General features: G+C 63.4%; 23 protein-coding genes and 1 tRNA gene. 18 read left to right on the top strand and 6 right to left on the bottom strand.

What is annotated here, in order from left to right:
* Positions 1 to 9 precede the first annotated feature (9 nt).
* The 5 genes from MRBLMS1_RS16045 to mutM are packed head-to-tail and all read right to left on the bottom strand — an operon-like array spanning position 10 to position 6369.
* The gene (locus MRBLMS1_RS16045) at positions 10 to 624 is read right to left on the bottom strand and encodes a response regulator transcription factor (protein WP_128141093.1); all 615 of its coding nucleotides are present in this window, start codon (positions 622 to 624) and stop codon (positions 10 to 12) included.
* Positions 621 to 2423: a sensor histidine kinase gene (locus tag MRBLMS1_RS16040; protein WP_485880366.1), complete on the bottom strand. Its 1803-nt coding sequence runs from the start codon at positions 2421 to 2423 to the stop codon at positions 621 to 623. The genes MRBLMS1_RS16045 and MRBLMS1_RS16040 overlap by 4 nt, the downstream gene beginning before the upstream one ends.
* Positions 2423 to 3586 (bottom strand): A/G-specific adenine glycosylase, encoded by a 1164-nt coding sequence (mutY, locus tag MRBLMS1_RS16035; protein WP_485880364.1) that lies wholly within the window; start codon positions 3584 to 3586, stop codon positions 2423 to 2425. Before mutY ends, MRBLMS1_RS16040 begins: the two co-directional genes overlap by 1 nt.
* Before the next feature lie 23 nt (positions 3587 to 3609).
* On the bottom strand, positions 3610 to 5511 hold the full coding sequence (locus tag MRBLMS1_RS16030; RefSeq protein ID WP_485880362.1) for a dynamin family protein: 1902 nt from the start codon (positions 5509 to 5511) through the stop codon (positions 3610 to 3612).
* Between the two features lie 21 nt (positions 5512 to 5532).
* Complete coding sequence (mutM, locus tag MRBLMS1_RS16025) at positions 5533 to 6369, bottom strand: bifunctional DNA-formamidopyrimidine glycosylase/DNA-(apurinic or apyrimidinic site) lyase (protein WP_046681687.1); 837 nt, start codon at positions 6367 to 6369, stop codon at positions 5533 to 5535.
* 167 nt (positions 6370 to 6536) lie between these two features.
* Between mutM and MRBLMS1_RS16020 the strand changes: the two genes are divergently transcribed.
* From MRBLMS1_RS16020 to pth, 7 genes are all read left to right on the top strand, one after another.
* Positions 6537 to 8327, top strand: a complete 1791-nt coding sequence (locus tag MRBLMS1_RS16020) for a tetratricopeptide repeat protein (RefSeq protein ID WP_485880360.1) — start codon at positions 6537 to 6539, stop codon at positions 8325 to 8327.
* A gap of 78 nt (positions 8328 to 8405) precedes the next feature.
* Positions 8406 to 9056, top strand: a complete 651-nt coding sequence (locus MRBLMS1_RS16015; RefSeq protein WP_485880358.1) for an outer membrane lipoprotein LolB — start codon at positions 8406 to 8408, stop codon at positions 9054 to 9056.
* A complete protein-coding gene (gene ispE / locus MRBLMS1_RS16010; RefSeq protein ID WP_485880356.1) occupies positions 9053 to 9937 on the top strand; it encodes a 4-(cytidine 5'-diphospho)-2-C-methyl-D-erythritol kinase in 885 nt (294 codons plus the stop codon). The genes MRBLMS1_RS16015 and ispE overlap by 4 nt, the downstream gene beginning before the upstream one ends.
* A gap of 78 nt (positions 9938 to 10015) precedes the next feature.
* Positions 10016 to 10092, top strand: a tRNA-Gln gene (locus MRBLMS1_RS16005).
* 149 nt (positions 10093 to 10241) lie between these two features.
* Positions 10242 to 11192: a ribose-phosphate pyrophosphokinase gene (locus MRBLMS1_RS16000; RefSeq protein ID WP_034753270.1), complete on the top strand. Its 951-nt coding sequence runs from the start codon at positions 10242 to 10244 to the stop codon at positions 11190 to 11192.
* A 166-nt stretch (positions 11193 to 11358) separates the two neighbouring features.
* Positions 11359 to 11967 (top strand): 50S ribosomal protein L25/general stress protein Ctc, encoded by a 609-nt coding sequence (locus MRBLMS1_RS15995; RefSeq protein WP_128141099.1) that lies wholly within the window; start codon positions 11359 to 11361, stop codon positions 11965 to 11967.
* 115 nt (positions 11968 to 12082) lie between these two features.
* On the top strand, positions 12083 to 12667 hold the full coding sequence (pth, locus tag MRBLMS1_RS15990; protein WP_034753275.1) for an aminoacyl-tRNA hydrolase: 585 nt from the start codon (positions 12083 to 12085) through the stop codon (positions 12665 to 12667).
* Here pth and MRBLMS1_RS15985 read toward each other — a convergent pair whose 3' ends face one another.
* Positions 12668 to 13765, bottom strand: a complete 1098-nt coding sequence (locus MRBLMS1_RS15985) for a serine hydrolase domain-containing protein (RefSeq protein WP_485880353.1) — start codon at positions 13763 to 13765, stop codon at positions 12668 to 12670.
* A gap of 118 nt (positions 13766 to 13883) precedes the next feature.
* On the opposite strand from MRBLMS1_RS15985, the gene MRBLMS1_RS15980 reads away from it, so the two are divergent.
* From MRBLMS1_RS15980 to MRBLMS1_RS15930, 11 genes are all read left to right on the top strand, one after another.
* A complete protein-coding gene (locus MRBLMS1_RS15980; RefSeq protein ID WP_485880351.1) occupies positions 13884 to 14459 on the top strand; it encodes a hypothetical protein in 576 nt (191 codons plus the stop codon).
* A complete protein-coding gene (locus MRBLMS1_RS15975) occupies positions 14459 to 14692 on the top strand; it encodes a helix-turn-helix domain-containing protein (protein ID WP_034778346.1) in 234 nt (77 codons plus the stop codon). The genes MRBLMS1_RS15980 and MRBLMS1_RS15975 overlap by 1 nt, the downstream gene beginning before the upstream one ends.
* A 154-nt stretch (positions 14693 to 14846) precedes the next feature.
* The gene (ychF, locus tag MRBLMS1_RS15970) at positions 14847 to 15938 is read left to right on the top strand and encodes a redox-regulated ATPase YchF (RefSeq protein WP_034753282.1); all 1092 of its coding nucleotides are present in this window, start codon (positions 14847 to 14849) and stop codon (positions 15936 to 15938) included.
* Between the two features lie 196 nt (positions 15939 to 16134).
* Positions 16135 to 16653, top strand: a complete 519-nt coding sequence (locus MRBLMS1_RS15965) for a sigma-70 family RNA polymerase sigma factor (RefSeq protein ID WP_072457695.1) — start codon at positions 16135 to 16137, stop codon at positions 16651 to 16653.
* Positions 16654 to 16656: 3 nt separating this feature from the next.
* Positions 16657 to 17625, top strand: a complete 969-nt coding sequence (locus MRBLMS1_RS15960) for a FecR domain-containing protein (RefSeq protein ID WP_485880348.1) — start codon at positions 16657 to 16659, stop codon at positions 17623 to 17625.
* A gap of 103 nt (positions 17626 to 17728) precedes the next feature.
* Positions 17729 to 19495: an ABC transporter ATP-binding protein gene (locus MRBLMS1_RS15955; protein WP_485880346.1), complete on the top strand. Its 1767-nt coding sequence runs from the start codon at positions 17729 to 17731 to the stop codon at positions 19493 to 19495.
* On the top strand, positions 19489 to 21267 hold the full coding sequence (locus tag MRBLMS1_RS15950) for an ABC transporter ATP-binding protein (RefSeq protein WP_485880344.1): 1779 nt from the start codon (positions 19489 to 19491) through the stop codon (positions 21265 to 21267). The genes MRBLMS1_RS15955 and MRBLMS1_RS15950 overlap by 7 nt, the downstream gene beginning before the upstream one ends.
* A complete protein-coding gene (locus tag MRBLMS1_RS15945) occupies positions 21264 to 22220 on the top strand; it encodes an ABC transporter permease (RefSeq protein WP_485880342.1) in 957 nt (318 codons plus the stop codon). The genes MRBLMS1_RS15950 and MRBLMS1_RS15945 overlap by 4 nt, the downstream gene beginning before the upstream one ends.
* The gene (locus MRBLMS1_RS15940; RefSeq protein WP_485880340.1) at positions 22217 to 23167 is read left to right on the top strand and encodes an iron chelate uptake ABC transporter family permease subunit; all 951 of its coding nucleotides are present in this window, start codon (positions 22217 to 22219) and stop codon (positions 23165 to 23167) included. The genes MRBLMS1_RS15945 and MRBLMS1_RS15940 overlap by 4 nt, the downstream gene beginning before the upstream one ends.
* Positions 23164 to 23934: an iron ABC transporter ATP-binding protein gene (locus MRBLMS1_RS15935; protein WP_485880338.1), complete on the top strand. Its 771-nt coding sequence runs from the start codon at positions 23164 to 23166 to the stop codon at positions 23932 to 23934. The genes MRBLMS1_RS15940 and MRBLMS1_RS15935 overlap by 4 nt, the downstream gene beginning before the upstream one ends.
* 1 nt (position 23935) lies before the next feature.
* Positions 23936 to 24919 (top strand): siderophore ABC transporter substrate-binding protein, encoded by a 984-nt coding sequence (locus MRBLMS1_RS15930; RefSeq protein WP_485880336.1) that lies wholly within the window; start codon positions 23936 to 23938, stop codon positions 24917 to 24919.
* The last annotated feature ends 95 nt before the right edge of the window (positions 24920 to 25014 follow it).

The raw sequence follows: 25014 nt of genomic DNA, 5'->3' as shown, positions 1-25014 counted from the left end.
TGACCCCGGTTAAATCTCCCCACCCGCCATCAGCAGCCGGGCCACCTCGGCTGCTGAATGCAGGCCCAGTTTTTCCATCGTGTTATGGCGGTGCACCTGCACCGTCTTGTCGCTGATGCCCAGCTCGCGGGCGATGACTTTCGATGCTTTGCCTTCGGCCATCAAGAGCGCCACTTCGCGTTCGCGCGCCGTCAATGTCGCCAATGCTGCCTGTGCCGTATTTGTGCTGGCGGCGCTGCGGCTTTCTTCCACGCTGCGGGCCACGGCCCGGCTGACGGCGTCCAGCAGCACCTGGTCCTTGCATGGCTTTTCCAGAAAATCGCAGGCGCCTGCCTTCATCGTCTGCACGGCCATGGCCAGGTCGCCGTGGCCGCTCAAGAAAATCACTGGCAGCGCGATGGCGTGGCGTGATAGTTCCTGTTGCAGTTCGAGCCCGCTCATCAAAGGCATGCGCACGTCGAGCAGCAAGCAGCCGGGCGCATGGCCTTCATAGCGCTGCAGGAAATCGCGCGCCGACTCGAACGTCTGCACTTTCCATCCGGCTGAATCGAACAGATAGGCCAGCGAGCGGCGCATGGCCGCGTCGTCGTCGACGACAAAGATGATCGCATCGCTTTCATTCATGGTGTTTCCTCTTGGTTTTCCTTGTGCGCTTCCATGCCGGTATCTTCGGGCAGGCGGAACCAGACCGTCAAGCCTGGCGCATCGGCGTTGGCGTGGGCCGACAGGCTGCCGCCGAACGATTCGATGATGCTTTTGCTGAGCGACATGCCCAGTCCAAGGCCTTCGGTCTTGGTGGTAAAAAACGGTTCGAACAATCGCGCCATCTGCGCCGCTGGCAGGCCGCATCCCGTGTCGCGCACGGCCACCGTGCAGGCGCCGTTTTCACGGTGCAGCAGCACGCCGATTGGATGCTGCGGATTGCCGTTTTCCACTTGCGCATCGAGCGCATTTTTCAGCAAATTGAGCAGCACCTGCTGTACTTGCTGCGGGTCGGCCAGCACGTGCGCCTCAAGATTGCTGCCGTCGTGGTTCCAGCTGATATGGGCGTGCGGGTGGGCCGCGCGGAACAGCGATACGGCTTGCTCGACGGCGTCGGCCAGCGCGAAGGCCGTGCTGTGCGCGGGACGCTTTTGCGCCATCGCGCGGATGTGGCGGATGATGGCACCCGCGCGCTCGCTTTGCGTGGCGATTTCCTGCGCGCCGTCGAGCAGGGGCGCCGCGTCGAGCCGGCCCGCCGTGATGCGGCGCGCCATGCCGCGCGCGAAATTGCCGATGGCCGCCAGCGGCTGGTTCAATTCGTGCGCGATGGCGCTGGCCATTTCACCCAGGATCGCCAGGCGCGCCGTGTGGTCGAGCGTGGCCTGGCGCTGGCGCGCCTGTTCTTCCAGCGCGCGCTGCTGGTGCTGGGCCGCGCGCAATTGCTCCGTGCGCCGGCTGACCAGGTATTCCACGCGCACCGTGTGCACGGCCCAGGCGACCAGCAGGGCCAGCACCAGCAGCATCCAGCCCCAGTAGCGGCGCAGCGCCGTCTCGAAGGTCAGCTTGTCCAGATAGGCGTAGGGGCCGATGTGCAAGTCGCGAAACAGTTCATCGACAATCTGGTAATCGCTGGGCACCGTCCAGCTGTAGCCTTCACCGGTGCGCGGCATGGCCAGCAGGGCTTGCGCCACTTTTTTCGCCAGCGCGGGCGGCGTCTGGCGCAGGGCCACGAAGGGCCAGTCCGGATACAGGCGCGACGAACTGGCGCAGCGAAAGCCGGGTATCGGGCGCGTCGTGATCACGCGCAGTTCCTCGGCCCGCACTTCGCCGCGTGCCACCATCTGTTCGAGCAGGCAGGTGCGCACGATGCCCGCATCCATGTGCCCGGACCTTACGGCGTCGACGATCTGCTGCGAGGGAAAGCCGCTGTAGCGCAGGCTGGCAAAATCGTGCGTGGGATCGATGCCCGCTTCGCGCAGTTCGCGCGCGGCGATCTGGTAGCCGCCAAAGGCGTCGGGCGCCACGGCCATCACGTTCTTACCTGCCAGGTCGGCCAGGTCATGCAGCGGCGACGCGCTGCGCACGACGATGGCCGAGCCGATGGCCTGGCGCGGCGAGTCCGTCCATGGCGATTCCAGGGTGGCAATGCGGCTGGCGCCGTCGCTGTGTTCGAGCGCCACGTAGTGGCCGCTGCTGGTGATGGCGAAGGCGATCGCTTGCGATTGCACGGCGCGCGTCAGGCCCGCCTGGTCGTAGTCGGCCAGGATGAAACGGATGCCGGGAATGCTGGCTTGCAGGTGGCGCGTCACGTACGACCAGTCCTGCTGCACGGCGTCGCCGCCCTTGTAGGCGAGTACGCCTATTCTCACTTCCGGCAGCACCGTGTCGGCATGCACTGGCGAGAACAGGATCGCCAGCGCCAGTACGGCAAGCCTGCGCACTAAAACATGCTGCGTTGCGCCGAACGCGCATCGCCGAACAGGTCCAGCAGCAGTTTCTTGATGGGGGCTGGCAGCGGCGCATCGGCGATTTTCGCGCCGTCGTACCAGACGTGCGTCGCTTCTCCTGCCAGCGCCAGACGGCGCGCCACGGTGATGCGGCAGGGGACGATGTGCAGCTTGTAGTGGGTGAAGACGTGGACGATGGGCAGCAGCCGTTCCTGCGATTCGATTTCGCCGAACGGCGCCACGGCGCGCACCAGCGCATCCTGGTCGATGTCGCGCGGACAGTCCTCGCCGGCCAGCACGTGGCCATCGAGTTCGGGCAGGGACAGCAAGCCGCCCCAGATGCCCGAGCCGGGACGCTGTTCCAGCAGCACCTGGCCATCGTCGATGATGACGAGCATGACAGCGTGTTTTTCCGGGCTGGTTTTCTTCGGTTTGCGCACTGGCAGATCCTTGGTGCGGCCGGTGGCGTAGGCCACGCAGCGCGGCTGCAAGGGGCAGCGGCCGCAATCGGGGCTGCTGCGCGTGCACAGGGTGGCGCCGAAGTCCATCAGGCCCTGCGTGTAGGCTTCGATGCCGGTTTCAGGCAGCAGCGCTTCGGCGCGGCGCCACATGGCTTCCTCGACCCGCTTTTCGCCGGGATAGGCGTCGATGCCAAACGTGCGCGCGAACACGCGCTTGACGTTGCCATCCATGATGGCAGCGCGCGTGCCGCTGGAAAACGCGGAGATGGCGGCGGCCGTCGAGCGGCCGATGCCGGGCAGGTCGGCCAGCAGGGCCGGGTCGCTGGGGAACACGCCGTCGTATTCGGCCACCACGCGCTGCGCGCACTTGTGCAGGTTCCGCGCCCGCGTGTAGTAGCCAAGGCCGCTCCACTGCGCCATCACGTCTTCGACGGGCGCGCTAGCGAGGTCGCGCAAGGTGGGGAAGCGTTCGAGGAAGCGCGCGTAGTAGCCGAGGACGGCGGTGACCTGCGTTTGCTGCAGCATGATTTCGGACAGCCAGATCAGGTAGGCATCACGCGTGTTTTGCCAGGGCAGCGCGTGGCGGCCATGCTGCTTTTGCCAGGCGATGACGGTGGCGGAAAAAGTCGGGTCGACATAATCTTCAAAAGGTGCCATGCCCGTGGCGGGCGAGAGCGGATGCAGCAAACGTTTCATGCAGGGTTCCAGTGTTCTGTTGTCTATGTTGCGCTGGCCGCACGCAGGGTGGCCAGCAATTGCGCCAGCTGCGCCTTGTCGCGTTCGAGCTCCGCCAGGCTCGCCTCGAAGCCGGCGATTTTCTGTTCCAGGCTGCCCGTCGCGTCGTGGATGCGCTGGATCGAGGCAAAGCGCAGTTTCAGCTGTTCCTTGTACTCGACGATCTGCGCTTCGAGCGGCGCCATGATGACTTTCAGCCAGGCGCTGGCGTCGTCATTGGCGTTGGTGAAACTGCGGCGCACGCGCGAGGCGATGGTGTCGAAGAATTTTTCCATCAGCACGACGCGGCTGGTGGTGAGCAGGGTCGCCGTGCCGAACTGCTTATGGTAGACGGCTTCGATGTCGGCGATCTCCTGGCGGTAGCGGGCCAGCGAAAACGGCATCGGCAAGGCCAGCGCCAAACCATGTTCGGAGGCGAATTTGCGGTACATCACGTTCATCATTTCCGTGATCTCGGCCGTCTTGCCTTCCGAGCGGTCCAGGTTGCTGGCGATGCGCTCGAAATACTGGCGCACGGCTTCGCGCAGGCCCGTGAAAAAGCGGCTGCGCTGCATGGCGGCGCGCACGCCGTCGATATCGTCGCGCACGATGTCCATGCCCAGGCTCGTATAGAGTTCCGTCGACAGGCGGGTAAACACGGCGCGCGTCGCCTGCAGCTTGAACAGGCTGCTGTCGAATTCCTTCTTCTCGATATCGATGCGCCGCATCATGTGCGCGATCACGCTCTGGTTCTTGCCGCGCAGGCTGTGCAGCTCATGCAGCTGCTCGGCGATGCCGCGCGCGCGGGCCGCCGCCTGCACCTGCTGCGCCGCCTCGATGGCGTCCAGGTCGAATGCCAGCTGGCGCCGGATGATGTCCTTGCGCGCGGGGATCAGCTCTTCGAACAGGGCCGTCTCCAGCGGCAGCAAGCGGCTCTTTTCCAGCAGCGCCGCATCGTCGTTGATCTTGCCCACGAGGGCCTTTTGCGCCGAGACGGGAAACACCTGGCTCGCGTCGAGTGTCAACAGATGCGCCACGCTGGCTTGCTGGCGTTCGATCGCCTGCGCCACCTCGGCATCGCCGCGCAATTCATCCCACATGCTGTCGATCTTGTTGAGCACCACCAGGCGCCCCGCACCGGCGCCGATATGGTTGCGCCATACCTCGATATCGCTGCGCGTGACGCCCGTGTCGGCCGCCAGGATGAACAGCACCGCATGTGCATTCGGAATCAGGTTCAGGGTCAGTTCCGGTTCCGTGCCGATGGCGTTCAAACCCGGTGTGTCGAGGATGACCAGGCCCTGTTTCAGCAGCGGATGGGGGAAGTTGATGATGGCGTGGCGCCACATGGAGATTTCCACCTGGCCGTCCTCGTCGAGCATGGCGGGAGCATCCGCGTCGTCCGCGTCGTACAGGCCGTAGCGCGCCGCTTCCTCGACGCTGACTTTTTTCGTCAGGCTGACCTGGCGGATCGCTTCCTGCATGTCGCCGCCCGCCTCGATATTCAGTGGCAGAATGGTCCAGGCGGCGGGCAGGTCGCGGTAGTCGCTGGTCGACAGGTTCTGCGCGCGCGTCTCGATGGGCAGCAGCCGGATCGATGGCGGCCAGGCCGCGTCGTACAGCAGCTCGGTGGGGCACATGGTGGTGCGGCCCGCGCCCGATGGCAGGATGCGCTGGCCGTAGCCGGCAAAGAAGATGGCGTTGATCAGTTCGGATTTGCCGCGCGAGAATTCCGCCACGAAGGCGACGGATAAACGGTCATCGAGCAGGCGGGAACCACAGCGCGCCAGGCGCAGCGCGGACGCGCCGTCGACCAGGCCTGCCGCGCTGGCGGCTTGCCGGTATGCCTGCAAGGCGGCCTGCACGTCCTGCCGCCATGCGCTGTACTGTTCCAGGTCTCTGACCATCTGCTCCCCTTTACCTATGACTTACTTTTGACAATTCACGCAGTAGAACGTGGAACGCTGTCCCTGCACGATCTGGCGTATCGGCGCGCCGCACACGCGGCAGGGCTTGCCCGCGCGGTTGTACGTGAAATACGTCTGCTGGAAGTAGCCGGACTGGCCGTTCACGCCGATGAAGTCGCGCAGGGTACTGCCGCCCTGCACGATGGCTTCGGCCAGCACGTCGCGGATCGCTTGCGCCAGTTTCTCATAGCGGGCCAGCCCGATGCGCCGCGCTGGCGTCTTCGGGTTGATCCCCGCGCGGAACAGGCTTTCGGAACAATAGATATTGCCCACGCCGACGACGATGTCGCCCGCCATCAGCACCTGCTTGATGTTGGTGCCCTTGTTGCGCGTTTTTTCGAACAGCAGCTGGCCCGTGAAGCCGCCTTCCAGCGGTTCCGTGCCGAGTCCCCGCAGCAGCGCGTGGCCGTCCAGCGGGCCGTCGGCCTCGTCGTGCCACAGCACGGCGCCGAAGCGGCGCGGATCCGTCATGCGCAGCACCTGGCTGCCGCCGTCCGCGTCTTCCACGACGAGGTCGAAATGGTCGTGCTTTTGCGCTTCCGTCCCCGTCGGCAGCACGCGCAAATGGCCGGACATGCCCAGGTGGATGATCAGGGTGCCGTGGCGGAAGTGGATCAGCAGGTATTTGCCGCGCCGCCCCGTCAGGCCGATGGTTTGCCCCGACAATTGTTCGCCCAGGGCAGGGGGGAAGGGCCAGCGCAAGCCGTCGCGGCGCAGCACGACGGAGCGCACGGCGCGCCCTTCGAGGTGGGGCGCGACACCGCGCCGTGTGACTTCGACTTCTGGCAATTCTGGCATAGGGCTCGAATGGTTGAAAACCGGGTAAAAAACAGGAGGCTTGCAGGCCGAGGGCTGGCCCTGGCAAGCTACGCCGCCACGACGTATATATTTCGTTACATACGTGAAGTACGCGATAGCCGCGTTGGGCGTAGAATCAAACTTTGCCGTTTAGCCAGGATCAGCCTTTGAAAAACGCTTTCGCCATTGTAACCTTGTCCGCCCTGATGGCCACGCATGCCATGGCACAGACGCCTGTCGCCCCTGCCGATGCCGCGGCCAGCCCCTCTGCGTCCGCGCCCGCCGCGCCGCAGGAGGAGGGCGCCGAGTCCAAGGTGGACGCCAAGGCGGACGGCTTGCCCAAGGTCGAATTGAGCAGCGACTTGCTGTACAAGCTGACCCGCGCAGAAATGGAATTCAAGAGCGGCCAGTGGCAAGGGCCGTACGTGACGATGATGGTGGCGGCGCAGCAGACGCGCGACCCGCGCCTGGCGCGCCGCGCGTCCGAAATGGCGCTGGCCGCCAAGCAGGGCAGCGAAGCGCTGGCGGCCATCCGCCTGTGGCGCGAGCTGGCGCCCGACTCGGACGAGGCAACGCAATTCTTCCTCGGCTTTGTCGTCCTGACCGACAAGATCGAGGAAGCGGAACCGATCTTCGCCGAACGCCTGGCCAATGCGCCCGCAGGCGCGCGTGGCGTGGCCCTGTTCCAGATGCAGCAGATTTTGTCGCGCTCGAATGACAAGCTGTATGCCTATTCGATGATGACGCGCCTGGTGCAGCCTTACCTGGACATGTTCGAAGCGCACCTGGTGCTGGCGCAGGGCGCCTTGTCGCTTGGCGAGCGTGACCGCGCCATCCGTGAAGCGAACAAGGCGCTGGCCATCAAGCCGAACTCCGAACTGGCCGCGCTGACTCTGGCGCAGGTGACGGGCGAACCCGAGGCGGCAAACAAGGTGCTGGCCACGTTCCTGCAAAAGAATCCGGACGCCGTCGAAGTGCGCGGCGCGTATGCGCGCCTGCTGGTCGAGCAAAAGCAGCTGGAGCCGGCGCGCGAACAGTTCCTGCTGCTGCTGAAAAGCCAGCCCGATAACGTGGGCGCCCTGTACGCGCTCGGCATCGTGGCGCTGCAACTGGAAGACACCAAGGGCGCGGAGCAGTACTTCAAGCGTTTCCTGGCCGTGCTGGAGAAAAATCCTGGCGACACGCGCGATCCGTTCAAGGCCCTGATGATACTGTCGCAGATCGCCGAGACGCGCGGCGACACGGCCGGCGCTATCGCCTGGCTCGATAAGGTCGACAACAGCGCGTCGGCCGGCTATGTCGAGGCGCGCTTGCGCCGTGCCCAGCTGATCGCCCGTGGCGGCAATCTCGATGCGGCACGCAAGGCGCTGACGGAAATCGAAACGGACGATCCGGCCAGCCAGGCGCAGGTGCTGCTGGTCGACGCGCAATTCCTGCGCGACGCCGGCTACGTGCAAAGCGCGTACACGGTGATGGAAAACGCCCTGCTGCGTTTCCCCGACAATCCGGAACTGCTGTACGACTACGCCTTGCTGGCCGAGCGCCTGGACAAATTCGAGCTGATGGAAGCGAGTCTGCGCCGCGTGATGGCGCTGGCGCCCGACAATCAGCACGCGTACAACGCGCTCGGTTATTCGCTGGCCGAACGGGGCCTGCGTCTGGAAGAAGCCCATGCGCTGATCGAGAAAGCCTTGCAGATGGCGCCCGGCGATCCGTTCATCATGGACAGCATGGGCTGGGTGCAATTCCGCATGGGTAACCTGGCCGCCGCGGAAAACGCGCTGCGCCGCGCCTATGCCGTGCGCAGCGATCCGGAAATCGCTGTCCACCTGGGCGAAGTGCTGTGGCAGAAGGGCGACAAGGCCGAAGCGCAAAAGCTGTGGCGCGAAGCGCAAAGCAAGGACCCGAAAAACGATGCGCTGAAAAGTACGCTGGCGCGCTTGAATGTCAGTTTGTAGCGCAATGTTAACTAAAATCAGGGGTCAGACCCGCCGGGTCTGACCCCAGCTTTAAGCTGCTGGTTCTTTATAATTCCCATGTCAAAAAACCTCTTTGCTCTCACCGCCCTTTGCCTGTCCCTCTCGGCCTGTTCGACCCTGACTTCCCCCTTTTCGTCCGGCGCCGCGCCATCCGCTCAAACCGTCGCCCCCTACCGCGAACAGGTCGAGCTGACGGGCCGCCTGAACGTCGTGTACCAGAAGGATGACAAGCCCGAATCGGCCACCGTCAATTTCAACTGGCAGCAGACTGCACAGCGCACGGACGTGACCCTGTATTCGCCCGTCGGCAGCACCCTGGCGACGATTGCCGTCACGCCGCAGCAAGCCGTGTTGACGCAAAGCGGCAAGGCGCCGCGCAGCGCGCCCGATGTCGATGCCCTGAGCGCGCAGCTGCTGGGCTGGTCCTTGCCCGTGTCGGGCTTGCGCGACTGGCTGCAAGGCCATGCCGTGGGTGCCGACGGCAAGCGCTTCGTCGCTTCGCCGGCCAACGACAGCGTCACCACGAAAGACGGCTGGCGCTTGCGCTATGTGTCGTGGCAAGAAGTAGGGCAAAATGCGGCCGACAATACATCGGGCGCTTTGCCCCAACCGCGGCGTATCGATGCCGAACGCAATGCCAGCGCGCAGGCCGATGCTGTCTCGCTGCGCATCGTGCTCGATCCCGCTCCATCGGCTCAAGCACAATGACGTTGACTACCCTGAATAACTGCCCGGCCCCGGCCAAGCTGAACCTCTTTTTGCACGTCAACGGCCGCCGTGCCGATGGCTACCATCTGCTGCAGACGGTGTTCCAGTTGCTCGACCATGGCGACACCCTGCACTTCGTGCTGCGCGACGACACGGCGATCCGCCGCGTGACGGAACTGGCCGGCGTGCCGCAAGAGCAAGACCTGATCATCCGCGCCGCGACACTGCTGCAGGCCGAAGTGCTGCGCCGCACGGGCGCCTTGCCGCGCGGCGTCGATATCGCCATCGACAAGGTGCTGCCCATGGGCGGCGGCCTCGGTGGCGGTTCGTCCGACGCTGCCACGGCCCTGATGGCCTTGAACCGCCTGTGGCAGGCGGGTTTGAGCCGCGAGGAATTGATGGCGCTGGGCTTGCCGCTGGGCGCCGACATCCCGTTTTTCATCTTTGGCGAGAATGCCTTTGCCGAAGGCGTGGGCGAGGCCTTGCAGCCCGTCGCCACGCCCGAGTGCTGGTATGTCGTGATCGAGCCTGGCGTGCAAGTGCCGACCGCCGCAATTTTTTGCGCGGAAGGCTTGACGAGAAATACCGAACCCGTCACAATAGCGGACTTTTCCAGGCACCTCGCAGAAGGAAACGATGCGGGCGGGTTTGGTAAGAATGATTTACAGCAAGTGGCATGCAGTCTTTTCAAGCCGGTAGCAGATGCGGTAGAATGGCTGGGTGCTTACGGTGAGGCCAGGATGACTGGTTCCGGTGCTTGTGTGTTTAGTGCGTTTGGCAGTCAGGAAGAAGCGGATGCGGTGCTCAGCAATGTGCCACCAGTCTGGATCGCCTGGAAGGCAAAAGCCCTGAATCGCCACCCGATGCTCACCATGTTGTAGAGAGCAAAAAAAGATTTTGCTTAGCGTCAAATAGTCGGTATAATACTGGCCAACATGACGGCAAGCAGTCAGTAACGTAGGGGAATCGCCAAGCTGGTTAAGGCACTGGATTTTGATTCCAGCATGCGAAGGTTCGAATCCTTCTTCCCCTGCCACCATTTCACCGTAGTCTGTCGATGCGAAGTTGGCGTCCAGTACGGGAAAAAGCAGATGTGCCGCCACGCGGCATATTCTAAACATGACTGACCGGGCCTATGCCCGGTTAGTGCTTTTCAAGACTTCTATATCACCTCTTGGGACTCCCATGGCTTACGAAAACCTGATGGTTTTTACCGGCAACGCGAATCCAGCGTTGGCAGAGGGGGTCGCAAAAAACCTCGGCATCCCTCTCGGTAAAGCAAACGTTTCGAAATTCTCCGACGGCGAAGTAATGGTCGAGATTAACGAAAACGTACGCGGCAAGGATGTTTTTGTTTTGCAATCCACCTGTGCTCCAACCAACGACAGCCTGATGGAAATCATGCTGATGGTTGATGCCTTGAAACGTGCTTCCGCTGGCCGCATCACCGCCGCCATTCCTTACTTCGGCTACGCCCGCCAAGACCGTCGTCCACGCTCCGCGCGTGTGGCGATTTCGGCCAAGGTGGTGGCGAACATGCTGGAAGAAGCCGGTGTCGAGCGCGTCCTGATCATGGACTTGCACGCTGACCAGATTCAAGGTTTCTTCGATATCCCAGTCGACAATATTTACGCTTCGCCAATTTTGCTGGGCGACCTGCAAAAGAAAAACTACCAGGATCTGCTGGTGGTGTCGCCGGACGTCGGCGGTGTGGTACGTGCGCGCGCCCTGGCAAAACGCCTGGGCTGCGACCTGGCCATCATCGACAAGCGTCGTCCAAAAGCGAACGTGTCCGAAGTGATGAACATCATCGGTGAAGTCGAAGGCCGCAACTGCGTGATCATGGATGACATGGTCGACACGGCAGGCACCTTGACCAAGGCTGCCGAAGTGCTCAAAGAGCGCGGCGCGAAAAAAGTCGTGGCGTATTGCACACACGCGGTGCTGTCGGGCCCGGCGATCGACCGTATTTCGGCCTCGCCACTCGATGAGCTGGTCGTGACCGATACGATCCCACTGTCCGAAGCGGCCCTGGCCTGCGGCAAGATCCGTCAATTGACGTGCGCGCCGCTGCTGGCCGAGACGTTCAAACGCATCATCAAGGGTGACTCCGTCATCTCGCTGTTCATCGACTGATTCGATCAGCAGTAACAGACGTAATGCCTGCGGCGCGACCGGCTTTTTGCCTGTTGCGCCGCAGTGTTTTAATTTTCGGGGTGTTTTGCACCCCATTTCCGAGGATTCCTGGTCGCGGGCATCCTCATAACACAAGGCGCAAGCCTTGTTCTTCTTGGAGTTTCACATGAAAGTTATCGCATTTAAACGCGAATTGCAAGGTTCCGGAGCGAGCCGCCGCCTGCGCATTTCCGGCCAAACCCCTGGTATCGTCTACGGTGGCGCTGAAGCCCCTGTGCTGATCTCGCTGGATCACAACGCCCTGTACCACGCGTTGAAAAAAGAAGTGTTCCACTCGTCGATCCTGGATCTGGAAATCGACGGCGTTTCCCAGCAAGTTCTGCTGCGCGACTTCCAAGTCCACGCATACAAACAACTGGTTCTGCACGCTGACTTCCAGCGCGTTGACGCTAAGCAAGCTATCCACGTGAAAGTGGCGCTGCACTTCGTAAACGCTGACGTTTCCCCAGCAGTCAAACTGCACGGCGCGACCATCAGCCACGTAGCCAACGAAATCGAAGTTTCGTGCCTGCCAGGCCAACTGCCAGAATTCATCAACGTTGACCTGTCGAACATCGACGTCGGTCACTCGCTGCACGTAGGCGACCTGGTCCTGCCAGCTGGCGTGACCGCTGTCACCCACGGCGCCAACCTGACCATCGCTACCGCTTCGGTACCGGCTGGCCACGTTGCTGCTGAAGCCGCTGCTGCTGAAGTTGTTGCTGACAAGAAGTAATTTTGCCGCCGCAGCAATGCGGTAGTCGCAAGGAAAAACCCGCCAGGTTCGCCGCGCGGGTTTTTTTCTGCCTGTTTTCACCGATAATGCTTTCTTTTACATTGCAGACACAGCCATGCCCATACGCCTGATCGTCGGCCTCGGCAACCCGGGACCCGAATACGAACAAACCCGCCACAATGCCGGCTTCTGGCTGGTGGACAATCTTGCCAACAGCTTGCCCGGCACGCGCTTGCAGCGCGACTCGCGCTACAACGCCATGCTGGCCAAGACCTCCATCGGTGGCAACGAAGTCTGGCTGCTCGAACCGCTGACCTTCATGAACCGTTCGGGCCAGTCCGTGGGCGCGCTGGCGCGCTTCTTCAAGATCGCCGCCGATGAAGTGCTGGTCGTGCACGACGAACTCGATCTGATGCCCGGCATCGCGCGCCTGAAAAAGGGCGGCTCGGCCGGCGGCCACAATGGCTTGAAAGACATCACGGCCGCGCTGGGCACGCAGGATTACTGGCGCTTGCGCCTGGGCATCGGCCATCCGCGCACCCTGAGCCTGCAGCAGCAGGTGGCCGACTTCGTGCTGCACCGCCCGCGCCGCGAAGACCAGGAGCTGATCGAGCAAGCGATCGACAAATCCTTGCAGGTGATGCCGCAGATCGTCGAAGGCAAGTTCGAGGCCGCGACCATGAAGCTGCATACCGCCTAGTTATTTTCCTGCCTGGCCGAAGCCGGCCATGATGGTTTTCGCCATCTGCTGCTGGCTGGCCTGGGCGCTGCTGCCTTCGCCCGCGTTGGCGGCGATCAGCAAGCCGTCGCCGCTGCCGGGCGCCAGCGCGATCAGCGCGTGCCAGTAGCCGTTCGAGCCCAGGTGGGTGAGCACACGCTGCGGCGCTTGCGGTGGAAAATGCATCACGCCCCAGCCCAGGGCTGCATTCGTGTCGCCCTGCGCCGTGTGCAGCAACACATACGTTTCCCGTTTCAGCAGCTTGCCCTTGCCTTGTTCGCCGTGCAGTTGATCAAGCGCAAACTTGGCCCAATCTTGCATGCTCAGGTGGATCTCTCCATCGGGCGCCATCATCAGCGGATTGCTGGCCATCAAGCCGGCAATCGGCTTGTCTTCCTTATGCCCCAGATTTTGCCCGCGCACGGTGGGGCCGAACGCGGCCCGCATGCCCAGCGGGCCGAACACTTCGGCCTGCATCAATTCTTCATACGTCTTGCCCGTGGCCTGTTCCGCGATGGCGGCGGCGATCATGGCGCCGCTGTTCGAGTAGTGCGATTCGCCGCGCGGCGCGGCCACCGGCGCGTCGGCCAGTGCGCGCTGCGCATATTCCTGGCGCAGCAGCGGCAAGGGGCGCGTGTCCGCGTAGGTGGAATTGATCCACGCTTCATCGGGATTGGGCGGCAGGCCGGCGCGGTGCGACAGCAGATCCATCAGGTTGACGTCGCGGTACTCGGTCCGCATGCCGCCGGCCAGTGCGGGCAGCATGCGCGACAGCGGCGCGTCCCACGACAACACGCCCCGTTCCACCAGCCGCGCGATCAGGGTCACCGTCATGGCCTTGCCGTCCGAGCCGATATTCCACACGTCATCGGCGCGCACGGCATCGTGGCCATCATTGGCGCGCACGCCAGCTTGCGCCTGCGCATCGATCTTGCCGTCGCGGATCACGAGTATGGCCATGGCCGGCACGCTCTTGTCGGCCAGCGCCTGCTGCAGCATGGCGTTCACGTCATGGGCGCGGGCGGTGCCGCTGAGCAAAAAGGCGGTGCTGCAAACGAGCGAGGCAAGCAGGGTTTTCATGGTGTCTCCAGTCGATAGGGGTGGGCGAACATGTTAAAATGGTCGCAAAACATGATTTAATTATTGTTTTACGATAATTTATTCTAACGACACCAGCCGCTTTCGTATACTTTTAAATATGAAAAAAAATCAGATGGGCCCCGCGGCGCTGAGCCGGCGCGTGCGCTACGGCGTTTCGGGATTCTTTGTCTTGTACCTGTTGTTGACGGTGCTGGGCTGGCTGGCGCCCGCGCCGGCCGTGCAGGGAGCCGTCGGCGGCGCCGGCATGTATGAACTGTTGCTGCAATTGCAGAGCCAGCCATTCGAGCGCCTGGCCGCCATGCCTTTGTGGCAGCGGGGACTGGGCCTGGCGCTGGCCTTGCCGGCCTTGTGCGTGCTGGGCGACGCCGTGCGCCAGCTGGCCGCGGTCTTGCGCCAGTTCGAGCAGGGCGTGTTTTTTACGCCGCAGGTGGCGCGGCACTTTCGCCGTTTCGCCGGCGGCTTGCTGCTGGGAACGGTGTTGACTTTGCTGGAACCCACCGTGCGCGGCATGCTGTTCGGCTTGCTGGAAGAGGGGACGAGCCAGTTGCGCCTGGTCATCGACATCACGGGCGGCGACCTGTGGACCTTGCTGCTGTGTTCCGTTTTCTTTGCGCTGGCGCAAATCCTCCATGAAGGCCAGCGATTGGCCGATGAAAACAGCGGGTTCATCTGATGGGTATCGTCGTGCGCCTCGACCTGGTACTGGCCAGGAAAAAAGTGAAATCGAAGGAACTGGCCGCCTTCATCGGCATCACGGAACAGAACTTGTCCCTCTTAAAATCGGGCAAGGTGCGCGGCGTGCGTTTCGACACCTTGTCGAAAATTTGCGAAATGCTCGAATGCCAGCCCGGCGACATCCTGGAATTCGATGCGTCGCAGCCGGACGACGGGGATGGCGACAGTTAGCGGCACAGAGGGCGGTTTTTTTGAAGAGTAGGGTGCATAGAGGTACAATTGACCCTTACGAGCATTAATACAGCAAGATTATCCAGAAAACGCCGGTACAGGCCGTTTTTGCACCAGCCGCTTGCCGGCAAAATTGATTAATTAAAGGTTTTCCATGAGTCTCCAATGCGGTATCGTCGGCTTGCCGAACGTCGGCAAGTCCACCCTGTTCAATGCACTGACGAAAGCCGGCATCCCGGCTGAGAACTATCCGTTCTGCACCATCGAGCCGAACGTCGGCGTCGTCGAAGTGCCGGATCCGCGCATGGATGCGCTGGCCGCCATCGTCAAGCCGGAACGCATGGTCAACGCCATCGTGGAATTCGTCGACATCGCCGGCCTGGTGGCCGGCGCATCGAAGGGCGAGGGCCTGGGCAACCAGTTCCTGTCGCACATCCGCGAAACGGACGCCATCGTCAACGTCGTGCGCTGCTTCGAAGATGACAACGTCATCCACGTGGCCGGCAAGATCAACCCGCTCGACGATATCGAAGTCATCCAGACCGAACTGGCGCTGGCCGACATGGGCACCGTGGAAAAAGCCATCCACCGCGAAAACAAGAAAGCCCGCTCGGGCGACAAGGATGCGGCCAAGCTGCTGGCCATCATGGAACGCATGATGCCGTACCTGAACGACGCCAAGCCCGTGCGCGCCATGGGCCTGGACGCGGACGAAATGGAACTGATCAAGCCGCTGTGCCTGATCACGGCCAAGCCGGCCATGTTCGTGGCCAACGTGTCCGATTCGGGCTTCACGGACAACCCGCTGCTGGACCAGCTGACGGCCTATGCGCAATCGCAAAACGCGCCTATCGTCGCCATCTGCGCGGCGCTGGAAGCGGAAATCGCCGATCTGGACGATGCCGACAAGGGCGCTTTCCTGGCCGACATGGGCATGGAAGAGCCAGGCCTGGACCGTCTGATCCGCGCCGGCTACAAGCTGCTTGGCCTGCAAACCTACTTCACGGCAGGCGTGAAGGAAGTGCGCGCGTGGACCGTCCCTGTGGGCGCCACGGCACCGCAAGCGGCCGGCGTGATCCACACCGATTTCGAACGCGGCTTCATCCGCGCGCAAACCATCGCCTATGACGACTTCATCGCCTACAAGGGCGAGGCGGGCGCCAAGGAAGCGGGCAAGATGCGCGCCGAAGGCAAGGAATACGTGGTCAAGGATGGCGACGTGCTGAACTTCCTGTTCAACGTCTAAATCCCGACCCGCTCCCGTACGGAGCCGCCACGAACCCTGCAAGTCATTGATTTGCAGGGTTTTTTATTGCCCGGATGACCCAGCGGGCGCGTGATATGGTTGCGGCTGTCCTGTTTTTCACTATATAATGAGAATAATTCTCATTTATAATCCGATGCGCCTGTTCTTGCCGGCCGTTGGCGACAGGAAGGGTATCGTGAGCACCGCCGAGTTAGCGCTTCAGCAGCAAGTCAGCAGTCTGTACACCGACCACCATCACTGGCTGCGTGGCTTGCTGCGCCGTAAACTCGGCAATGCCTTCGATGCGGCCGACCTGGCGCATGACGTGTACCTGCACCTGATGAAGACGGGCAGGGTGCCTCCGGCCGGGGAGTCGCGCCGCCATCTGACGCAGATCGCCAACGGCATGGTTATCGACCTGTACCGCCGCCGCCAGATCGAGGCCGCCTACCTGGAAGTGCTGGCCCTGGTGCCCGAAGCGCTGGCGCCGTCCGAGGAAGAGCGCGCGCTGGTGATCGAGGCGCTGACGGAAATCGATGCGGTGCTGCACCAGCTGCCCGCCAAGGCACGCAAGGCCTTGTTGCTGTGCAAACTCGATGGCCTGAGCTACCGCGATATCGCCACCGAATTGCAGGTGTCCGTCTCGTCCGTCGAAAAATACATCGCCGCCGGCCTGCTGGCCTGTTACCAGGCCATGCACGCCCAAGGTGCCTGAACCATGGATGTGGTGATTGCACCGGCCATCGTGCAGCAGGCGGCCCAATGGATGGCGCGCCTGTGGTCCGACGACGCCAGCGACGAAGACCGGGCTGCCTGTGCACGCTGGTGCGCCGCCCATCCGCACCACGCCATCGCCTGGCAGCGTTTACAGGCGTTCGAGGGCAAGCTGCACAGCGTGCCGCGCGACGCGGTCCGGCACGCGCTGCGCGAACCGGCGCCAGCCGCCTACCTGAACCGCCGCCGTGCCCTGAAACTGCTGGCCGTGCTGCTGCCCGTGGGCGGCATGGCCTACATGCTGCGCGGCACGGATGCGTGGCAAGTGGCCACGGCAGGGCATGGTACGGCCACGGGCGAGATCCGCGAGATGACCTTGCCGGACGGCACGCGCGTGATGCTCGCTTCCGCTTCCGCCATCGACGTGCGCTTCAGCGCCAGCGAGCGCTTGCTGATCCTGCGCAGCGGCGAAATCCTCGTCACGACGGCGCACGATCCCGATCCGGCCCAGCGGCCTTTCCGCGTGCAGGGCCGCCATGGCACGGTGCAGGCGCTGGGCACGCGTTTTACTTTACGCCAAGACGAATACACGTCGCGCGTGGCCGTCTTCGAGGGCGCCGTCGAAGTGCGCCTCGCGCATGCGCCGGGCCGTCCCGTGCGCATCGACACGGGCCAGGGCGCCGTCTACTCGGCCGACATCGTGCAGTCTGGCACACCCGCGTCCGCCAGCGCCGCGGCCTGGACCAAGGGCGTGCTGGTGGCCGACAACATGCGCCTCGATGAGCTGCTTGCGGAACTGGCCCGCTACCGTCCCGGCCTGCTGCGCTGCGACCCGGCCGTGGCCAGCCTCACCGTCAACGGCGTGTTTTCCTTGCGCGATACGGACCGCGCGCTGCACAACCTGGCGCTGGCCTTGCCCGTGCAGATCGTTGCGCGCACGCGCTACTGGGTGACCGTCCAGGCCGCTGCCTGACAATTTCGCGGACCCGATTGAGGGTTTTGCATTCTCGTTCGGGATATAGGGTGAGAGCCACCCTTATCCATTGAACTTATGCACGCTTTTTCCCGTTTTTCCCATGAGTAGCCACAGCAGCCAGGCCGGCCCAATCAGCCGGATACTGCAGCCCATCCGCGGGCGCCTGATCGCCGCCGCCGTGCTGGCCGGTACGGGTTCCATGCTGACTCTGGTGCCGCTGGCCGGCATCGCGCACATCGCCAGCATCGCCCTGGCCCCTGCGGCCACGCAGCTTGGCATCTGGCCCACCATTCTCGCCAGCGTCGCCTGCCTGTTTGCCGGCATGGCCCTGATCACGCTGGGCGAGCTGGCCGCGCATCTGGCCGACAACCGCCTAACCCATCAATTGCGTCTGCAAGCCATGCAGCGCCTGGGGCAGGTGCCGCTGGGCTGGTTCACCAGTCGTGCCTCGGGCGAGGTCAAGCAGGCGATGCAGGACGATATCAATACCTTGCACAGCCTCACCGCGCACTTTTATACGACGACGGGACGCGCCGTGGGCGCCATCGCTATCTCCGTCATTTACTTGTTCGCCATGGACTGGCGCCTGGCCCTCGTCGCCATCCTGCCATTTCCCGGCTTTTTCCTGTTCTTCGGCCGCGCCATGAAGGCCAGTGGCGGCAATATGGAGCAATTTGTCGCCGGCATGGGGCGCATCAACAATGCCGTGGTGGAATTCGTCAACGGCATCCCAGTGGTCAAGGCCTTTGGCGCCACGGGACGTGCGCACGGCAGCTACCGCGCCGCCGTCGATGCGTTTGCCGAGGCGTTTGCCGCGTTTACGCGCCCCTTGGTTGGCTCCATGGCGAATGCCAATGCGCTGATTGCGCCCGTCGCCGTGCTGGGCGTGGTGGTGCTCGCCGGTACCGTGTTCGTGGCGCTGGAGGCGATGGCACCCGTCGATATCCTGCCGTTCGCCCTGGTGGCGCCCGGCATTTCCGCACCGATGCTGTTGCTGCACTACCTCACGCATGACCTCAACAACGCCACGGGCGCGGCCCAGCGCGTGCAAGCCTTGCTCGACACGCCCGTGCTGGCGCAGCCGGCGCCAGGCCAGCAGCAGTTGCCAGTTGGTACCGAGATTCGCATGGAAGGCGTGGGCTATGCCTACGATGGGCAGAACAAGGTGCTGTCGGACATCACGCTGACTTTGCAACCCGGCACGGTGACGGCCATCGTTGGCGCTTCCGGTTCCGGCAAGTCGACGCTGGCGCGGCTGCTGCTGCGCTTTTTTGACCCGACAGAAGGGCGCATCACGCTCGGCGGCGCCGACCTGCGGCACATCGCCACGCCCGAGCTGTACCGGCGCATCGGTTTCGTGTTGCAGGAAGTGCGATTGATCCACGCCAGCGTGCGCGAGAACATTGCGCTGGGCCGCCCATCGGCCAGCACGCACGAGATCGAAGAGGCGGCGCGCCTGGCGAACATCCACGAGCGCATCCTGGCCTTGCCGCGCGGCTACGATTCCGTCATCGGCGAGGATGCGCAGCTGTCCGGCGGCGAGTTGCAGCGCGTGAGCATCGCCCGCGCCGTGCTGCTCGATCCATCCGTGCTGGTGCTCGATGAAGCGACGGCCGCAGCCGACGCGGAAAACGAAGTGGCGATCCAGGATGCGCTGTCGCGCTTTGCTCAAGGCCGCACCCTGCTGGTGATCGCGCACCGGCTCGACACGGTCATGCATGCAGACAATATCGTCGTCGTCGAGAACGGCGCCATCGCCGAGCAGGGCAGCCATGCCGGCTTGCTCGCCCACCAGGGCCGCTATGCGCAACTGTGGGCGCTGGGCGGCTATCAGGATTCCCAGGAAGATGCGGTGCTCCCATGCTGAAAACGTTTATTCAACTGCTGGGCGATGATGCGCCCGTGTTCCGCCGCTATTGCGCCATGGCGCTCGCGTATGGCGTGCTGAGCGGGCTGACGATCACGGCGCTGGTATTGGCCCTGGGCCGGCTGCTGGCCGGCGATACGGGCGGCGCGGCCCTGTGGCTGATCGTGCTGCTGGCCGGGCTGGTCGCTTGCTGGGCCTGGCGGCGCCAGGTGGAGAAAGCGGGCGTGCGCGTGGGCGTGACGGTCTTGCAAGGGGCGCGCCAGCGCCTGGGCGACCACGTGGCGCGCCTTCCCGTCGGCTGGTTTACGCCGGAGAATACGGCGAAGCTGGGCCACGTCATCACGCAAGGCATGATGAATGTCGCGCAGCTGCCGGCCCACGTGCTCACGCCCGTGATTTGCGGCGCCGTCACGCCCGTGGTATTGCTTGCCGCGCTGTTTGCGCTGCATTGGCAGCTGGGCGTGGTCGCGCTGCTGGCGCTGCCCCTGCTGGCCGGCGCCTTGCGGCTCACGGCGCATCTGGGCCAGCGCGCCGATGACGCCTACCACCATCATTTTGCCCAGACCAGCCAGCGCCTTGTGGAGTTTGCGCAAGCGCAATCGGTGCTGCGCGCCTTCAATGGTAACGGCGGTGGCGCAGCTGAAGGCGGCACGCGTTTCCTGCAGCAAGCCATCGACACACAGCGCCACGCGGGCACGCGGCTCATTTACCTGTCGGCGCTGTCGTCGGTGCTCAACGCCTGGACCGTGCAAGCCATCTTCGCGGTCTTGCTGGCCGTTGCCGCGAGCCTGCTCGGTACGGTAGCGTTGGCAGACGCCATCACCGTCATCGTGGCATTGCTGCTGGTGGTGCGCTTTGTCGACCCGCTGCAGGAAGTGGCCAGCTATGGCGAAGTGCTGCGCGGCGCGCGTGGGCCGCTCGATGCGGCACGCGATATTTTCGCCGTGCAGCCCTTGCCGGAAGCACACAAGCCGCAAGCGCCGCGCGATGCTTCGGTCGAATTGCGTGGCGTGCACTTCCGCTATGCGCCGGACCAGCCCGATGTCTTGACGGACATCAATCTGCAGATTGCGCCGGGCAGCATGACGGCACTGATCGGCGCTTCCGGTTCAGGCAAGACGACCCTGGTACGCCTGATCGCGCGCTTCTTTGACGCCAGTGCAGGTACGGTGCTGGTGGGTGGCGTCGATGTGCGCGACATGTCCAGCGAGCAATTGGCCGGCCAGATCAGCCAGATCTTCCAGGACAGTTATCTGTTCCAGGGCAGCATCGGCGACAACATTCGCATCGGCAAGCCGGACGCCACCGATGCCGAGGTGCTGGACGCTGCGCGCCAGGCTGGCGTGGCGGAGATCATCGCCCGCTTGCCGCAGGGGCTTGCGACGCCGGTGGGCGAGGGCGGCGCGCGCCTGTCCGGCGGCGAACGCCAGCGCATCGCCATCGCGCGCGCGCTGGTCAAGGATGCACCGATTCTGCTGGTCGACGAGGCGACGGCCGCGCTCGACGCGGAAAACCAGGCCGCCATCGCCGAAGCGCTGGCGCGGCTGCGCGGCAAGCGCACGGTGATCGTCATCGCGCACCAGCTGTCGACGGTGGCCATGGCCGACCAGATCGTCGTGCTCGATGGCGGCACCCTGGGCGAGCAGGGCGCGCCAGCCATCTTGCGCGCGCAGGGCGGCCTGTATGCGCACTTCCTGGCCCAGCGCCAGGCGGCCAAGGGCTGGCGCATCGCCGCGCCCGCGCGTCCGGCTGGAACGGAGTCCGGCATTTGACACACGCGCGTCTGCTTTTCCTTTTCGTGCTGCTGTGCTGCGCCTCCTTGCTGGTTGGCGCCAGGCAGATGGAGTGGGCACAACTGTTGTCATCGTCCGGCGCGCTGTCTGCCGATGCTTGGCTGACCCTGACGGCCAGCCGTCTGCCCCGTTTGGCGGCGCTGGTGCTGACGGGCGTGGGCCTGTCCGTGTGCGGCGTCATCCTGCAGCACATCGTGCGCAACAAATTCGTCGAGCCGGCCACTTCGGGCGGCCTCGACGCGGCCAAGCTGGGCATCCTCGTTGCGCTGACCGTGGCGCCGGCAGCGGGCGCGGCCGGCAAGATGGCGTTCGCGCTGGCCTTCTGCCTTGCCGCCAGCGTACTGTACGTGGCCCTGATCCGCCGCATCCGTTTCAAGAACACGATTCTGGTGCCCGTGATCGGCCTCGTGTATGGCGGCGTGCTCAGCGCCGTGGCCGAGTTTTATGCCTACCGCAACAACATCCTGCAAAGCATGCAGGGCTGGCTGCTCGGCGACTTTTCGCGCATCGTGCAGGGCAACTATGAAATCATTTATCTGATCCTGCCCATCGTTGCCCTCACGTATGTGTACGCGCAGCGTTTTACCGTGCTGGGCATGGGCGAGGGCATGGCGACCAGCCTGGGCCTGAATTATGCGGGCACGGTGGCGCTGGGCCTGATGCTGGTGGCCGTCACGGTGGCGGCCACGGTGATCACGGTGGGAGCGATCCCGTTCGTCGGACTGGCCATCCCGAATCTGGTGGCCTTGCGCTATGGCGACAAGCTGGAGCGTACCCTGCCCATCGTCGCGCTGTGCGGCGCGTCGCTGCTGCTGGCCTGCGACATCGCCGGGCGCTTGCTGATCTACCCATTCGAAGTGCCGATCGGCCTGACGGCCGGTGGCGTGGGCGGCCTGCTGTTCCTCATCCTGATCATCCGGGGGCGGCGATGAGGCGGTTCTTGAATCAACGGATGCTGTGGCTGGCCGTGTTTGCTTTGGCGCTCGCTTTCCTCTTCCTCGGCGCCAATCTCGACTTCGATTACGTCATTCCCAAACGATTGTCGCGCCTGGCCGCCATCGCCATCGGCGGCGTCTGCGTGGCTGTGTCGTCGATTGTTTTCCAGACCATCGCCGGCAACCGGATACTGACACCGGCCGTCATGGGTTATGAAGCCGTGTACCTGCTGCTGCAATCGCTGCTGATCTTCGTGATGGGCATGCACAGCGTGGTGCTGCTGGGACAGAACGGCAATTTTGTCGTGTCGATTGCGCTGATGCTCGCGTATTCCTGGGCCATCCACTCTTGGCTGTTTCGTGATGGCAAGAACAACGTGTATTTTCTGCTGCTGCTGGGTTTTGTGCTGACGATGGTGATCGGCACGTTGACCCAGTTCATCCAGCTGCGCATCAGCCCCGGTGAATTTGCCATCTTGCAAGGCTTCAGCCAGGCATCGTTCAACAAGGCGCAGCCTGCACAATTGCTGTACTCGGCCCTGTTGGCGGGCGCCGCCTGCGTGGCTGTCGTGAAAACTTTGCCGGCGCTCGACGTGCTGGCGCTGGGGCGCGAACAGGCGATCTCGCTCGGCATCGATTACCGGCGCATGGTGCGGCTGCAGCTGGCGCTGATCGCCGTGCTGGTGGCCGTGTCGACCAGTCTGCTGGGCCCCACGGCCTTCATGGGTATCTTTGTGGCGAACACAACGTATGCCCTGGCCCGCACGGGGCGTCACCGCGCCACCTTGCCGCTGGGCTGCGCCATCGCCATCGTCATCTTCCTGGCCGCCCAGCTGCTGGTCGAGCACGTTTTCAACTACCGGACCACGGTTGGCATCCTCGTCAACCTTGTATGTGGCGCGTATTTCCTCGCGCTCATGGTCCGCACCCGGGGCACCGCATGATCCACATCAACCAGATCGAAAAAAGCTACGGCGCCAGGCGTGTGCTGGACAACGTCAGCGTGCAGTTTCCCAAGGGAAAAGTGACGTCCTTGATCGGCCCGAATGGCGCCGGCAAGACCACCTTGCTGATGCTCATCGCGCGCTTGCAGCAAGCGAATGGCGGCGAGATTGCGATAGACGGGCGCAGCATTGCGGCCATCAAGATCCAGGACTATGCGAGACTGGTGGCCACCCTGCGCCAGTCGCCCGATTTTCATTTGCGCCTGACGGTGGAAGAGCTGGTCGCCTTCGGCCGCTTTCCCTACAGCCGGGGTAACTTGACGGCGCAAGACCGGCAAGCGATCGACGAGGCCATCGCCTTTTTGTCGCTGGACAATCTGCGTCTTGCCTACGTCGATGAGCTGAGCGGCGGCCAGCGCCAGATGGCCTTCCTGGCCATGACGATCGCCCAGCAGACCGATATTTTGCTGCTCGACGAGCCGCTCAATAATCTCGACATGCAACACGCCGTGCAGATCATGCGCGCGTTGCGCCGCCTGTGCGACGAGCAGGGCCGCACGGTGATCCTGGTGATCCACGACATCAATTTCGCCGCCAATTATTCGGACCACATCGTCGCCATGCAGGGTGGCGCCGTGCGCTTTTCCGGCCCTGCCGACGAGGTCGTCACCGAGGCACGCTTGCGATCGTTGTACGGCATCGATTTTCACATCGTGCGCAATGAGCGAGGCTGCGTCTGCAATTACTTTACCCCCACAGGAGCTTGAGATGATCTGGAACAAATCCCGTTGCGCGCCGGCCGTGCTGCTCGCCGCCATGGCCGCCCTGCAAGGCTGCACCGACAAGGTCGCCACGGCGCCGCCGGCGCCTGCCGCATCCGCGTCGGAGCAGGCATTTACTCCCGTCACCATCGTGCACAAGCTGGGCACGACGGTGATCAAACATCGTCCCCAGCGCGTGGCCGTGCTCGACATGAACGAAGTCGATTTCCTCGACCAGCTGAGCGTGCCCGTGGCCGGCATGGTCAAGGATTACGTGCCGCATTTCCTCACGCGCTACAAGGACGACGCGAATATCCGCGACCTGGGCGCCATCGTGCAACCCAATCTCGAGCATATCCACGCGCTCCAGCCCGATCTGGTGCTGATGACGTCGATTCAGGCCAACCATTACAAGGAACTGAGCCAGATCGCGCCCACCTTGCATTTCGACGTGGATTACCAGAACAGCGAAAGCAAGCATATCGATGTGGTCAAGCAGCATTTGCTGACGCTGGGACGTATCTTTGGCAAGGAAGACCTCGCCAACCGGAAAGCGCAGGAGCTTGACGCCAAGGTGGCGGACGCGCGCAAGGTGACCCTGGACCGTCCCGAGAAAGCACTGATCGTGCTGCACAACAATGGTGCCTTCAGCTCATTTGGCGTGCAGTCGCGCTACGGTTTTGTCTTTGATGCGCTGGGCGTGAAACCCGCCAGTTCGGCCATCGAAGCGGGCTTGCATGGCCAGCCCATTTCCAGCGAATTCATCCAGCAAGCCAACCCCGACATCATTTATGTTGTCGACCGTACGGCCGTGATGGAACACCGTCCCGTCATGATGGCCGAACAGATGGGCAATCCGCTGCTGCGCCAGACCAAGGCCTGGAAGAACGGCCGCGTCGTCTTCGTCGATGCGGATGCCTGGTACATCACGGCGGCCAGCGTGACGTCGCTGAAACGGGTGATCGACGACGTGCTCAAAGGTTATCAATAATTTTTTCGTAATGATTCGTATTTAGATTGAGGGTTTTGCCTTTTCGTTCGGGAGATAGGGTGAGAACAAGCAATCATCCCATCTGAAAGGATTTA

This window comes from Massilia sp. LMS1-1-1.1, from assembly GCF_040815535.1.
In the GTDB taxonomy this organism is placed as follows: domain Bacteria; phylum Pseudomonadota; class Gammaproteobacteria; order Burkholderiales; family Burkholderiaceae_D; genus Janthinobacterium; species Janthinobacterium aestuarii.
The sequence above is the reverse complement of the archived record's forward strand: the minus strand, read 5'-3'. Positions and strand labels throughout refer to the sequence as shown.